The following is a 12,226-nucleotide window of genomic DNA, read 5'->3' on the forward strand; positions in this document are numbered from 1 at the left end:
TCCCACCAGCCCACCTGGCAGCGCGAACGCACCATGAAGGGCTTGCGCTCGGTCGGCGGAGCACAGAGATTCCTGTCCGCGTTCAGCGGCATCTCACCCCACTTCCAACCCCGCCGCCACCTGATGACCGCCACCGAGTACCGCACCCAGATGAGCACCCGATTCACGATCTGGGACCAGATCACCGGCCGCGCCGCCCTGCCCACAACGGCCTGACCCAGACCGCCACCCGAGGCCGACCCACACCCCGACACACCATCAGACACCCCCACCCCTCACCAACGTGACAGTGCCCCCGCCTGGGGTCGGCCACGCGGGCCTGACCCACCGTGAGCCGTCGAGCACGCTCCCGGAAGCATGCTCGACACCGTTGCCCTCGCCACCGGCGGCGTAAGCGAGTGCCCCACCGTTGTTCTGCGCTGTCGGGCCAGGGATGTGCGCAGTGAGCACATCCAGGTTGCTGCGGAATTTGCCAAGCTGTCGGCGAGTGATCAACCCGCATCCGGGCGAATGGCGCCAAGCGGCGGTCCGCACCAGGGACGGGGACGGCGGGCTGCCGCCGTACCGATCCCGCCCTTCCCACCACCGCATCGCTTTCATCAAGGAGACCGTCATGTCGTACATCACCGTCGGCCGCGAGAACAGCACCGACATCGACATCTACTACGAGGACCACGGGTCGGGACAGCCGGTTCTGCTGATCCACGGCTACCCGCTCAACGGCGATTCCTGGGAGAGGCAGACCAAGGCCCTTCTGGAGGCCGGGTACCGCGTCATCACCTACGACCGCCGCGGCTTCGGCAGGTCCGGCCGCCCCACAGCCGGTTACGACTACGACACCTTCGCCGCCGACCTCAACACCCTTATGGAGACCTTGGAGCTGACCGACACCGTGCTGGTCGGTTTCTCCATGGGCACCGGCGAAGTCGCCCGCTACCTCGCGACGTACGGCTCCGGCCGCGTGGCCAAGGCCGCTTTCCTGGCCTCTCTGGAACCCTTCCTCCTCAAGACCGACGACAACCCCACCGGAGTCGACGGCAGCGTCTTCGAAGGCATCCTGGAAGCCGTCTCCAAAGATCGCTACGCCTACTTCACCGACTTCTACCGGGACTTCTACAACCTCGACGAATACCTCGGCACCCGCATCAGCGACGAGGTCGTCCGCGCCAGTTGGAACACGGCGGCCGGGGCCTCCCCCCACGCCTCCAGCGCCTGCGTCCCCACCTGGACGACCGACTTCCGCGGCGACGTGTCCAAGATCGACGTGCCGGCGCTCATCCTGCACGGCACAGGCGACCGCATTCTGCCCATCGACGCCACCGGCCGCCCCTTCCACCAGGCCGTACCCCACGCCGACTACATCGAGATCGAGGGCGCCCCGCACGGGCTCCTGTGGACACACTCCGACGAAGTCAACACCGCGCTCCTCACCTTCCTCGCCAAGTAGCCCCCTCCCGCACCGCGCAGGGGCCCGCCGGCACGTGCGCGCCGACGAGCCCCTGCCGCGTACCGAACGCTGACGGTACGGTCCACCGTGTGGGTCTCACATCAGGCACTCCCTCATGCGACGAGGAGCCCACCGTCGACATGGAGATCATGCGCGTTCATGCCGGTGTTGCGCAGGAGGAAGTCGGTGGCGTCGGCTATCTCGGCCCTCGTCACCAACCGCCCGATGGGGGTGCGCCGTTCATGTGGATGATCCGTGACCTCCTGCCACCTGGGGCTGTCTCCGACCACGCCGGGGTGCAGGGCGTTGATCCTATGTGGTGCCAGCTCGACGGCGAGGGTTTTGACCAGACCTGACAGCCCGGCATTGAAGGTGGTCACCATGGTGGAGCCGGGGTAGGGGCGTTCCTTCGCCATGCCGCCGAAGAGCACGACGGAGGCGGCCGGATGGAAGCGGTCCCGCAACGCACGAACCGCTTCGGCGTACCCGACGAGTTTGATGGTCACGGAGCGGACAGCGTCTTCGACATCGAACTCGGCCAAGGAGTTCGGTGCGGGATCCATGGCCGTGAGGACCAGTTGGTCGACCTCGGTGACGCTGGCGAGGGCCGGGAGGATCGTCTCGGGCCGGGCAAGGTCGACGGCCAGGCCGCGGGTCGCGCCTCCGATCCTCTCCGCGGTCGCCTGCGCCTTCGCTCGGTCACGGCTGGTGACGACGACGGAATCGCCGCGGTCGGCGAATCGGCGGGCGACTTCACGTCCGAGACCGCCGCTACCGCCAATGACAACTGACGTGGTCATGCTTTCCCTTCGGGTAGGTAAATGGGGTGCTATGACGCGCGGGGAACCAGGAGCCCCGGTGTACGGATGAGTTGGCTGCGCCAACCGTGGCCGGGCCGCACGTCGCAGATGGGGGGCGGCTGCGGCCCGTTACCCGTTCCCTCGGGGACATCCTGAATCCCGGCCTCGCGCAGGCCGCCGTTGGCGGGGCGTCAGATAGGGCTGAATCCCGCCCACTTCTTGATCCTGAAGCGGCTCCCGTTGCGGGCGATCTCGACGGCGCCGTGACCGCACAGGTGCGCCGGTAGCACGAGCACTTTATGGTCGGCGGCCCACTCCAGCGTGCGCCGCCGCGTTGTGCGCGCCTGTTTCTCGTCTTCCTCGAAGCAACTGTCGAACTCGGGGTGTTCGAGCTGCAACGGCGTGTGCAGCAGATCGCCGGCGAACACCGCTCTGTCGCCTCCCGACTGCAGCCGGACCACGGAGGAGCCGGGGGTGTGACCGGGGGCGAGGTCCAGCGTCAGGTTGCCGTCGATGGTATGGCTGCCGGCCCACAGCTTCACCAGACCGGCTTGGTGCACGGGCAGGATGCTGTCTTCCCACACGTTCAGGGCGGCCTTCGGATCCTTGGCCTTGCTCCGGTGCTCCGGGGACCAGAATGTGAACTCGGTCTCGGGGATCAGGTAGGTGGCGTTGGGGAAGGTGGGGACCCAGTCCCGGCCCTGACGTCGGGTGTTCCAGCCGACGTGATCGTTGTGCAGATGGGTGTTCACGACGATGTCGACGTCCTGCGGGCGCACCCCGGCTCGGGACAGGCGACGCAGGAAGCCGGTGTCCAGGTACTGCCACGTCTTCGCGTACGGGCGGAACTTGTCGTTTCCGGCACCTGTGTCGATCAGGATCGTCCTGCCTTCGCTGCGCAGCACCCACGTCTGCAGCGCGATGCGGACGGCGTCCGTGTCGGGGTTCCAGAAGTCCGGACTGAGCCAGGAGCGATTCTGCCGCCACAGTTTCTCCGGGCTGTCCGGGAAGAACTCACGCGACGTCATTCCCACCGGGCCCGTGTACTCCACTACGCGGCTGATGGTGACATTGCCGAGCGTGATCGTGGACGCCTGCATCGCCTGCTCGGAGGTGGCGGCGGGTGTGCCATGGGTGCCGCTGGTGAGCCCCCGACCACCATCGAGCAGCGCGGCCGCCCCGAACCCTGCGCTGATGCCCGCTGCGGCTCCTATGAATCCGCGCCGGTTCATGGGGCGTAGAGGCCGGTCACTGTGCATCGCTCGGCTCCTGTCACAGAAGAGGGTGGGGTCACCAGCGGAACGATCGCTTCGTGCTCAGCGTGGCAAAGAGCGCGGCAGTTCAGGTGTGCTGACAATGCAGGCCCCTCGTCCCAGGGCGCATGACTGCGGACGACTTCCCTCACCCCGCACCGCGGCATGGCACAAGGAGTCCTCGGCCTCGGGCTCCTGCCGGTACGTCGCGCCGTCCGCGCTGTCGCCAAGCGCGCCCATCAGCCCCCCGTTCGCCCGCGTCCGCGGCCACGCGGGCGGGGTCGAGGCCGTCCGGTCGCCGGGAGCAACTCCCGCGTCCTCGCCGCGTCGGTGCGCGCGTACGCCGCGTGGGAAAGGGACTTCCCCCATCGCGCCGCTGCCTGCCGCCAAGGCCACGCACAAGCGACGTCCCCGTGGCCGGGAAGCAACGCGCCGCCCTCGGAATCGAACATTCGCTCAGGCCAGGGGCTCACGCCCCGCGAGGGCGTGGGGAATGACGGGCATCACGGGCCTCGATCCGCGCCATGTGGTCCCGGACGATGCCGACGTACGCGCTGCGGAGCGGTTCTTCTTCCAGATATCCCATGTGGGCCGCTCCGGGCTGCGTGATGTGCTCGGAGTCCGGAATACGTGCGGCGATGTCGGCGAGATGCGAGGGAAGGCATTCATCGAATTCCCCGCCGAGGACGAGCGTCGGAATCCGGATTCTTTCGAGTTCGTCGAATATTTCCCAGTCCTTGAGGGCGCCGGTCACGTGGTAGTCCGCCTGCCCGACGAGCGTCCGGAAAGTGAGTGGGCTCATCAGTTCCGAATCGAGCCGGACCGGAGCGGTGCGCACCACGCAAGCGCGCAGTTATTCCTCTTGCGCTGTCCAGTAGTCGGGGTCGTCCGTCTCACCCCGCAGTTCGCGGCCGTAAGTACGGTCGAGCACATTTCCCGGGAGTCCAGCGAGCAGTTCGCGAACCTCTTCCATGAACCGGGGCACGCTCGCCGGTCCGTTGGCACAGACCAGACTGGTCCACTCCGACCCTCGCCGCGCGGCGAACTGGAGGCCGAGCATGGCTTCCCAGGAGTGGCCGTAGACATGCGCCCTGTCCAGGCCGAGTCCCTCGGTCACCCCTCCGAGCTCGTCGAGCGGAAGCGGTCCACGGTCAGCAATAGGGGGTCGTCGATCGGGTCAGAACGCCCCACCCCGAGCTGGTCGTACCAGACGATCTCGCGCTCCCGGGCGAGCGGCTCGAACGCCTCAAAGAGCACATCGCTGGGATATCCAGGACCACCGTGCACCAGAAGCGGCGGCACACCGCCACGTCCCATTCTGCGGTACCGAACATTCCCTCCGGGCACCGGGATCCGGCCTTCCGTGATACGGATGGCGTTCACTTCCAACCTCCGTCGAGTGCGCCAACTGCTGACCAGAATGATGGAGGCGCCCGAAATCATTGCACCCTCAACGTAGCGAAGAATGACGAAGAAGTAAGTCTTGACTTGCCTCACGGATTCCGGCGGTACAACTCGGCTTCCGAGCCCCCAACTGTGCGGGGGCGCAGGTCCGCGTCCGCGTGCCTGATGGCGTCACCTGCGGTATCTCGGCCGGACCCGCATGGCTGGCAGAGGGGGCGTCCGGTCGCGGTGGCGGCTACTCCGCTCGCCTGGGGGCGTCCGCGTTCATACCCGGAGAATGATCGTGATGTTCCGCGCGCCAGGCGGTCGGGGTGCAGCCCAAAGCGAGACGAAAGCGGCGAGAGAAGTGCGAAGCGTCGACGAAACCGCTGGCACGGGCGACGGAGGCGATGGTGAGGTCCGGTCGCGTAATCAGGCGTTGCTGAGCGGCCTCCAGGCGCAATTGCATAATTGATTCACTGAGGGAGAGCGGCTGGGACTGCCAGAGCTGGAACAGCTTGCGCACCGAGATGGCGTGGGCAGCAGCGATATCGTCAGGGCCGAGGCCCTGGTCACCGGCGTGCATGCGGAGAAAGTGTCTGATCCGGTCCAAGAGATGGTCATGAACGGCGTTACGGGACGCGGTATCGTCATCCCGAGCAGCGCTGGCCACCAACCCCTTCAGCAGAGCGACGGTCGCCTCCGTGGCGGACTCACGGTCCCCGGGATCGGTCAGCAGCGGAGCATTGGCGGACAGGGAGGCCAGGTGGTCGCGGACCACTCCGTACAGAGGGCTGCGCGCCAGCCGGTGGTCGGCCCTGCGGACGGTCTCCAGGTTCATCCCCAGGCGGGAACGATCGACCTGGACACAAACCGTTCTGTAGGCGGCAGAGGCGTGATAGGCGAAGGCGGCATTCATATCCGTGACGCAGAGATCGCCGCGACGCAACGAGCGGCTGACGCCGTCGTGTTCGTAATGGCCGGGCCTGTCACCGTCGAACAGCACGAGGTAGATCCACTCTGGACCGGCCCCTCGCAGATCTGCTTCGGTGCGCTCGATCCCGAAACCGCCGCCGATTGCCTCCGCGAAGAAGACACCGCGGTCCAGTTCCACCCCGGACACGCGGGCTTGGGCGGATGTGGGCTGGTCGGCGAGCACACGGACTCGATGGGGCGTGCCCGATGCGGCCATCAGATAGTCCGACATGGCCGCAGCGCGATCCGTCGGTGCGAACCGCGAGGCGTCGAGCAGTACCTGCATGAATCCGCCTCCACTCGGAACAGCAGCCGCCGGCCACCGCTTACCCGCTCCCATAAGCAGAACCAGCAGTTTACAGGGGTTTGTGCAGCGCGCCCCGACAAGGTGGCGCCATGAGTTCGTCAGACGGTCACGCCACGCACCTGCCACCGCCGCAGATCGGCACGGCCGAAGCGGCGACCGATGAGGGAGGGGAGGTCGTCGAGCTGCCGTTCGCAGGCCGTGTCCGCATGTTCATCGATCACGGTGCGAGGATGTCCGCCTCGCTGCCAGCCGACCACCTGGAGCACAACCTCTGACTGAGCAGCTCCCGGGGCATACTGCCTACCGACCGGGCCAGCCTTGCGGCGGGCGGAGCCGAAGACGAGCGAGGGGGACGATGACCATGTCGAAGCGGTCGAAGCCGCCCACCCCCTTGCCGCAGTGGGCGATGACAGAGGAGTCCTGGCTGTACTTCCCGAGGCACTGTCACGTTGGCTGACGACGTGGGATGATCTTGGGGTTGATCGGGCAGGCGAGGGGACCGTCTGTGGAGAGTGTGCCGCCGTCGTCCAAGGGTCACCGGTACCCGGTGGAGATCATCTCGCACTGCGTGTGGCTGTACTTCCGCTTCCCGCTCAGCTTCCGCGAGGTCGAGGAGCTGATGCTGGAGCGCGGCGTGGTCGTCTCCCACGAGACCATCCGGCGGTGGTGCCTGAAGTTCGGGCAGGCTTAGGGAGCGTTTTTGTTGTGATCAAGGGGTGGCTCGTGTGAGGTTCTTGATCCAGATCACCGAGGCGCGGAGGTGGAGCCCGGCGAGGTAGCTCCCCGGGGTCTTGTCGTATCGGGTGGCGATACCTCGCCATGCCTTCATCCTGTTGATCGCACGCTCGACCGTTTTCCGTTCCTTGTAGAGCTCGGCGTCGTGGCTGGCGGGCCGACCGCCTCTGGAGCCCTTCTTCTGTCGGTTGGCGGCCTGGTCCTTCTTCTCCGGGATGACCGCCTTCAGCCAGAGTTTTCGCCGACGCCGGATGCGTCAACGTCAAGATTGCGCGCCAGTAGGCCGTGACCAGCAGCAGCCGATCCTGCAGCGGCAGGCTCCAGGGTCGGCCCCGCCGTACCGGGTCGGCTCCTTCGCGTCGCAGCGTGGTCACCAACTTGGCGAAGCAGCGCGGGCTGAGCCCGGTGAAGGGGGCTATTCAGGAGGGCTCCGACGCCGTGATCACAGCAACCATGATGTGATCATCTCGTGGTGCTCGCCGGGCTGGTTTCGCGACGCTCCCCTGTCTACTCGCCGACGGCTCCGTCGATCGCTTCGCGCAGCAAGTCGGCGTGGCCGTTGTGACGCGCGTACTCCTCGATCATGTGGGTGAGGACGTAGCGGAGCGAGACGGTCTCGCCACGGAAGAGGACAGTGTTGTCGAGTGAGTTGAAAGATGAGACGACGGCGCGGGCACGGGCGCACTCCTCGCGCCAGACCTCGAACGCCTCTCCAGCATCCGCGTCCTCGACGTGGAACTCGGCGAACGTGCCGTCGACCTTGCCGGGCCAAGGCATCTTGACATCCTCGGCGTTCATGATCCAGCGGAACCAGCTCCGCTCAACGGAGGCCATGTGCCGCACCAGGCCCAGGAGCGTAAGCCCTGATGTCGGGATCACCTTCCGCTTCAGCTGCTCGCCGGTCAGGCCCGCGCACTTCATGGCCAGGGTCGCCCGCTGGTAGTCGAGGAACGAGGTGAGCGACGCACGGTCATCGGCCACCTTGGAGGGGTAAACGCGCTCGTCATTGTTCATCAGGTGATCATGGCAACGATGCGTTCTCACAGGCCACTCTCGGTTCGAAGATTGGTCGCCAGTGCCCGCACGCCTCATCGATGCTGAGGCCGGAGATCAATTGGGGGACAACCCTGAGGGCTTGCAGGGAATCAAGGTGTTGCTTCCCGTTGTGGGGCTCGTCGGTGTGGTATGAGCATCCCGGGCCAGGTTCGTGATCAACTTGCTGTGAAGTTTGCGGTGTTGTGGCCGCATCTCGATGAGCGGCAGCGGCGGCTGTTGATGGCTGCGGAGGCCCGGGGGCTGGGGCATGGCGGCATCCGTGCCGTCGCCCGGGCGGCCGCGGTGAGCGAGACGACCGTCCGTAAGGGCGTGTACGAGCTGGAGGCCGGTGAGGAGCCGTTGGGGCGGGTGCGCCGGCCGGGCGGCGGACGCAAGCGGCTTACGGATCTCGACCCGAGGCTGCGACCGGCCCTGCTGGAGCTGGTCGAGCCGGACGAGCGCGGAGATCCGATGTCGCCGCTGCGGTGGACAGTGAAGTCCACCCGCACCCTCGCGCGAGAGCTGACCCAGGCCGGGCACAAGACCAGTGCCGACACTGTTGCCGGTCTGCTGCGGGAGGAGGGCTTCAGCCTGCAGGCCAACGCCAAGACCCTCGAGGGCGGACAGCATGCGGACCGGGACGCCCAGTTCCGCCACCTCAACGAGCAGGCACGCGAGCACCGAAACGCCGGCCAGCCGGTGATCAGCGTGGACACCAAGAAGAAGGAGCTCGTCGGCGACTTCAAGAACACCGGCTGCCAGTGGCGGCCGACCGGCGAACCCGTTCCCGTTCACATCCACGACTTCGCCGACCCGCAGCTGGGCAAGGCCGTCCCCTACGGAATCTATGACCTGGCGGCGAACACGGGCTGGGTCAACGTCGGCACCGATCACGACACCGCCGCGTTCGCGGTGGAATCCATCCGCCGCTGGTGGCACGGCCAGGGCCAGGTCGCGTACCCGCAGGCGACCCGGTTGCTGATCACCGCTGACGCAGGCGGCTCCAACGGCTACCGCACCCGGTCCTGGAAACTCGAACTTGCCCAGCTCGCTGCCGAGACCGGGCTGACGATCACCGTGTGCCACCTGCCACCCGGAACATCGAAGTGGAACAAGATCGAGCACCGGCTGTTCTCACACATCACCATGAACTGGCGCGGCCGCCCGCTGACCAGCCACGAAGTCATCGTGAACAGCATCGCGGCAACCACGACCCGCACCGGACTACGCGTGACCGCCCAGATGGACACCAACACCTATCCCACCGGGGTCCGAATCGGCGACGCGGAAATGGCCGCCCTCCCGCTGACCCGGCACACATTCCACGGCGACTGGAACTATGTCCTGCACCCCAGCCAGACCCCGCAATCCCTGCAACCCCGGTCTCGCAGGCACCGATCCGGGAATGGGACCAGGCCCTGCTGTCCGATCCTGCCCTCACGGGGATGAGCCAGCGGCAACTGAGCAAGCTCACAGAAACTCTGGCCCCCGACGGTGACACCCAGCGCGGCCGCCCGCCTCGGCTCTCCTTCCGCGAACAGGTCCTGGCCACCGTGCTCCACCTGCGAGTCGCCCTGGCCGCAGAACCCCTGGCCGTACTGTTCGGCAGCAGCCGCACCGCCATGCACCGCACCCTCCTCAAGAATCGGAGACTGCTTCAAATCCACAGCATCGCCATCCCGCCCGCGACCACCCCACCCGCGGCTCTCACAGCCCTCCAAGCACGGGTCCTCGCCCTGACCTGCGAGCCCAACAGCAAGATCAAGACGACGTGTTAATGATCTGCAAGCCCTTAGGAGGGAAGCGGCCCAAAGGTATGGGCCACTTGCGTTCACTTCCAGTGGGCCATTTACGCGACTCCGGTTACCCCCAGCCACACACGTTCTCGCGGCCTTCCCTGTGCGCCGAGTCGGCTGGCCAACCCTTCAGCGTCTTGCACTGCCGGTCGTCGCCCGCCCCGCACTTCTCGCACGTCAGCCGGAGCACCTCGACGGCCACCGCGGCGCCCTGTTCCCGACGCCGCCGGGCTGTGGCCGCTTTGCTCTCTCAATCGTCGGCCTGGTCCTGGGCTCAGGCCGCAGGGGTGCCGTGTTGCGGGACCGGTAGCGTTGCAGGGCACTTCCCCGATCACTCCTGACCCTTGCCACCTGCCGTTAGGCCGACCTTGAACGCTGGATGACCAGTGACGATGTCCGCCACCGCCGGGAGGCAGGCCACCTCGTGCGATGGGCCCTGGGCCAGAAGATCGCCCGTGACCTCAGCTTCCCAGCTGTCAGATGGAACGGCCCCTCCCAGGCGATGGACGATGAAGCCCGCTGGGCCACCGCCCGACGCCTGGTGCATGACGACACCCTCAAGCCCGAAGACCGCCTCGCCGGCCTGCTATTGCTCCTCTATGCTCAGTGGCCCGCGGTGATCTCCCGGCTCATTCGACCACATCGAGGAGACGGAGGAAGTAGTCCGCATCCGCCTCGGCACCGTCCCTGTCGAGCTTCCCGCACCCGTTGCTGAACTGGCCCTCCGACAAGTCGCGGTCCGCCGCAGCCATGCCGTCCTCGGCCGCACAGACTCACCCTGGCTCTACCCCGAAGGCCAGCCCGGCCGTCCGATCAGCGCCTGGGCCATGGGCGAACGGCTCCGCAAACTCGGCATCAGGCTCGCGGAAGCCCGCTCGACCACACTCTTCCAACTCGCCACCGCGCTGCCCGCCGCGGTCCTCGCCAGCATCCTCGGCATCGACATCAATGTCGCCGTCAAGTGGCAGCGAGCCGCTGCCGGAGACTGGACCGCCTACGCAGCCGGGATCAACCGTCGGACGACTGCGGAGCAAGCGTGAACTAGCGCAAGGCGATGAGCCCTGCGTCCGTCGGTCTGAAGCCGCACGCGTCGAAGTAGAAGGGACGCAGATGCTCTTCAAAGTCAACGTGGAGCCATTCGCAGTCCGCTGCACGGGCGCCTTGCGCTGCGGTCGTCACGAGTTCGGTCCCGACACCGGTCTTGCGCATGTCCTGAGCGACCATCGTGTCGAGAACGAAGGCATGGACGCCACCGTCCCAGGCGACGTTGACAAACCCTACGAGCCTGCCGTCACTTCGGGCACAGACCCAGCCGAGGCTGTGACGGTGCACTTGTGTCTGCCAATCGATGGGCATCTTTGCGTGACCGAACGCCTCCGCGTGGAGCGCGTTGACGGCAGCGTTGTCGAAGTCGCCGCCCCACTCATACGTGATCGTCATGGGCCGCATTGTAGGTCGAGAGACTCCGGCTCAGCCCTCTTTTTTTCGGGGCGCATGCCCCTTCAGCCAGAGGCATTCCGGGAGTTCCAATACCCGACTCCACCATTACACGTGCAGCAGACCCGAGTCGAGGACGCCTGGGTCGCCGGGATGGACCGCGAAGCGGCTGGAAGGACTGGCCCGATGAGGTGGAGCCTGCGGCTGACCGCCGCGAACAAGGGTATCTGGAAGGCGTCCGAGCTCCATGGGCCGAGGCACAGTTCGAGGAGCACGGCGGCGTGTTCAACGCCTCCAACCTGATCAAGAAGGACCCGACAGCCAGGGAAGGGGAGTAGCCGAACATGGTGGACTCGCTCGGGGACAGCCTGGACCGCGCACTGGAGGAGGCGTTCACCCGCCCCATCCCCAAGAGCGCCCAGGCGCAGATGAAGTACCTGGTCAAGCAGCTCAAGACCACCAAGCCCGTCGCGCAGGCGTTGGGGGTGTCTAACCGTGGAGCGGTACGTGGTCGGCAAGCTTAAGCGGCCCCGCCGTGCCCTCCGCGACCGCATATAGCGCGAGGTCAAGAAGCGGTGGCAACCGCAGATCCGGGCGAAGGCCAAGCAGAATGCGGCCTCCACCGACGGCCTGGTCGTCTCCACCCGCGCCCGCTTGGGGTTCACCGCCGCGCCGGGCACGACCGACGACGCCCGGATCCACGACATCACTCAGGCCCTCCCGCCCGTCTATGCCGACCGCCTGTTCACCGCCCGGGAGCAAGGCGCCACCGAGCAGCAGCTCCAGCGCATCGCGGCCGAGGGCCTCGCCCAGATGTACTTCCGTGCCAACACCCGTGCCTACGGCTTGGGCGTGGAGTTCACCGACGTGGAGCAGATCGACATCTCGCTGTAGTCAGGCGGTGCCCCGCTAAGAGCTGTCCCGCAACTGCTGGTCACGGGTGAGATGATCTTGCTGTGTCTGGTGTGATCACGGCGTCGGAGCCGTCCTGGATAGCCCCGTTCACCGGGCTGAGCCCGCGTCAGTTCGGCAAGCTCATCACCGCGCTGCGGCGCGAG

At 66.7% G+C, this 12,226-nt stretch carries 13 protein-coding genes and 7 pseudogenes; 8 read left to right on the plus strand and 12 right to left on the minus strand.

All coding sequences use genetic code 11. The features are described from left to right. Positions 1–216: pseudogene (locus KN815_RS12185) on the plus strand (IS6 family transposase); the annotation flags it as partial. 397 nt (positions 217–613) lie between these two features. Continuing rightward, a complete protein-coding gene (locus KN815_RS12190) occupies positions 614–1,447 on the plus strand; it encodes an alpha/beta fold hydrolase (protein WP_216341804.1) in 834 nt (277 codons plus the stop codon). 113 nt (positions 1,448–1,560) lie between these two features. Here the strand turns inward: KN815_RS12190 and KN815_RS12195 are convergent, their stop codons facing one another. The 7 genes from KN815_RS12195 to KN815_RS51505 all read right to left on the minus strand — a co-directional run bounded on the left by KN815_RS12195 (position 1,561) and on the right by KN815_RS51505 (position 6,386). Further along, entirely contained in the window at positions 1,561–2,247 is a 687-nt protein-coding gene (locus KN815_RS12195) for an SDR family NAD(P)-dependent oxidoreductase (protein WP_216341805.1), read from the minus strand. Positions 2,248–2,438: 191 nt separating this feature from the next. Beyond that, positions 2,439–3,347 (minus strand): MBL fold metallo-hydrolase, encoded by a 909-nt coding sequence (locus KN815_RS12200; RefSeq protein WP_253208918.1) that lies wholly within the window; start codon positions 3,345–3,347, stop codon positions 2,439–2,441. 622 nt (positions 3,348–3,969) lie between these two features. Continuing rightward, positions 3,970–4,338 (minus strand): alpha/beta hydrolase family protein, encoded by a 369-nt coding sequence (locus tag KN815_RS12205; RefSeq protein WP_216341807.1) that lies wholly within the window; start codon positions 4,336–4,338, stop codon positions 3,970–3,972. Between the two features lie 15 nt (positions 4,339–4,353). Then, entirely contained in the window at positions 4,354–4,617 is a 264-nt protein-coding gene (locus tag KN815_RS12210; RefSeq protein ID WP_216341808.1) for an alpha/beta fold hydrolase, read from the minus strand. Then, positions 4,614–4,997, minus strand: a complete 384-nt coding sequence (locus tag KN815_RS12215) for an alpha/beta hydrolase family protein (protein WP_216341809.1) — start codon at positions 4,995–4,997, stop codon at positions 4,614–4,616. The genes KN815_RS12210 and KN815_RS12215 overlap by 4 nt, the downstream gene beginning before the upstream one ends. A 142-nt stretch (positions 4,998–5,139) precedes the next feature. Continuing rightward, entirely contained in the window at positions 5,140–6,144 is a 1,005-nt protein-coding gene (locus tag KN815_RS12220; protein WP_216341810.1) for an AraC family transcriptional regulator, read from the minus strand. A gap of 119 nt (positions 6,145–6,263) precedes the next feature. After that, positions 6,264–6,386: a hypothetical protein gene (locus tag KN815_RS51505; RefSeq protein WP_301184568.1), complete on the minus strand. Its 123-nt coding sequence runs from the start codon at positions 6,384–6,386 to the stop codon at positions 6,264–6,266. 284 nt (positions 6,387–6,670) lie between these two features. On the opposite strand from KN815_RS51505, the pseudogene KN815_RS12225 reads away from it, so the two are divergent. Continuing rightward, positions 6,671–6,853: pseudogene (locus KN815_RS12225) on the plus strand (IS6 family transposase); the annotation flags it as partial. A gap of 21 nt (positions 6,854–6,874) precedes the next feature. On the opposite strand, the pseudogene KN815_RS12230 reads toward KN815_RS12225, so the two are convergent. The 3 genes and pseudogenes from KN815_RS12230 to KN815_RS12240 all read right to left on the minus strand — a co-directional run. Continuing rightward, positions 6,875–7,141, minus strand: a pseudogene (locus KN815_RS12230) (transposase); the annotation flags it as partial. A 16-nt stretch (positions 7,142–7,157) separates the two neighbouring features. Then, positions 7,158–7,319: pseudogene (locus KN815_RS12235) on the minus strand (IS5/IS1182 family transposase); the annotation flags it as partial. Positions 7,320–7,407: 88 nt separating this feature from the next. Continuing rightward, complete coding sequence (locus KN815_RS12240) at positions 7,408–7,914, minus strand: DinB family protein (protein ID WP_216341811.1); 507 nt, start codon at positions 7,912–7,914, stop codon at positions 7,408–7,410. 171 nt (positions 7,915–8,085) lie between these two features. Here KN815_RS12240 and KN815_RS12245 point away from each other — a divergent pair. Then, positions 8,086–9,713, plus strand: a pseudogene (locus KN815_RS12245) (ISAzo13 family transposase). A 647-nt stretch (positions 9,714–10,360) separates the two neighbouring features. Here the strand turns inward: KN815_RS12245 and KN815_RS51510 are convergent. Continuing rightward, positions 10,361–10,483, minus strand: coding sequence for a hypothetical protein (locus tag KN815_RS51510; RefSeq protein WP_301184569.1), 123 nt, complete (start codon positions 10,481–10,483; stop codon positions 10,361–10,363). Between the two features lie 75 nt (positions 10,484–10,558). Here KN815_RS51510 and KN815_RS12255 point away from each other — a divergent pair, with 75 nt between their 5' ends. After that, positions 10,559–10,771: a hypothetical protein gene (locus KN815_RS12255; protein ID WP_253208917.1), complete on the plus strand. Its 213-nt coding sequence runs from the start codon at positions 10,559–10,561 to the stop codon at positions 10,769–10,771. Position 10,772: 1 nt separating this feature from the next. Here KN815_RS12255 and KN815_RS12260 read toward each other — a convergent pair whose 3' ends face one another. Continuing rightward, complete coding sequence (locus KN815_RS12260) at positions 10,773–11,171, minus strand: GNAT family N-acetyltransferase (protein ID WP_216341813.1); 399 nt, start codon at positions 11,169–11,171, stop codon at positions 10,773–10,775. 188 nt (positions 11,172–11,359) lie between these two features. On the opposite strand from KN815_RS12260, the gene KN815_RS12265 reads away from it, so the two are divergent. The 3 genes and pseudogenes from KN815_RS12265 to KN815_RS12275 all read left to right on the plus strand — a co-directional run. Continuing rightward, positions 11,360–11,506, plus strand: coding sequence for a hypothetical protein (locus KN815_RS12265; protein WP_216341814.1), 147 nt, complete (start codon positions 11,360–11,362; stop codon positions 11,504–11,506). A gap of 6 nt (positions 11,507–11,512) precedes the next feature. Next, positions 11,513–12,062 (plus strand): annotated as a pseudogene (tpg, locus tag KN815_RS12270) (telomere-protecting terminal protein Tpg). 62 nt (positions 12,063–12,124) lie between these two features. After that, positions 12,125–12,226, plus strand: a pseudogene (locus KN815_RS12275) (IS5/IS1182 family transposase); the annotation flags it as partial.

Source organism: Streptomyces niphimycinicus, from assembly GCF_018883605.1.
Lineage (GTDB): Bacteria > Actinomycetota > Actinomycetes > Streptomycetales > Streptomycetaceae > Streptomyces > Streptomyces niphimycinicus.

Bases quoted from the DNA above. Each gene is read 5' to 3' on its own strand.
- KN815_RS12190 (WP_216341804.1), top strand. From the start codon at position 614: ATGTCGTACATCACCGTCGGCCGCGAGAACAGCACCGACATCGACATC.
- KN815_RS12195 (WP_216341805.1), bottom strand. From the start codon at position 2,247: ATGACCACGTCAGTTGTCATTGGCGGTAGCGGCGGTCTCGGACGTGAA.
- KN815_RS12200 (WP_253208918.1), bottom strand. From the start codon at position 3,347: ATGCAGGCGTCCACGATCACGCTCGGCAATGTCACCATCAGCCGCGTA.
- KN815_RS12220 (WP_216341810.1), bottom strand. From the start codon at position 6,144: ATGCAGGTACTGCTCGACGCCTCGCGGTTCGCACCGACGGATCGCGCT.
- KN815_RS12240 (WP_216341811.1), bottom strand. From the start codon at position 7,914: ATGAACAATGACGAGCGCGTTTACCCCTCCAAGGTGGCCGATGACCGT.
- KN815_RS51510 (WP_301184569.1), bottom strand. From the start codon at position 10,483: ATGGCTGCGGCGGACCGCGACTTGTCGGAGGGCCAGTTCAGCAACGGG.
- KN815_RS12255 (WP_253208917.1), top strand. From the start codon at position 10,559: ATGGGCGAACGGCTCCGCAAACTCGGCATCAGGCTCGCGGAAGCCCGC.
- KN815_RS12260 (WP_216341813.1), bottom strand. From the start codon at position 11,171: ATGACGATCACGTATGAGTGGGGCGGCGACTTCGACAACGCTGCCGTC.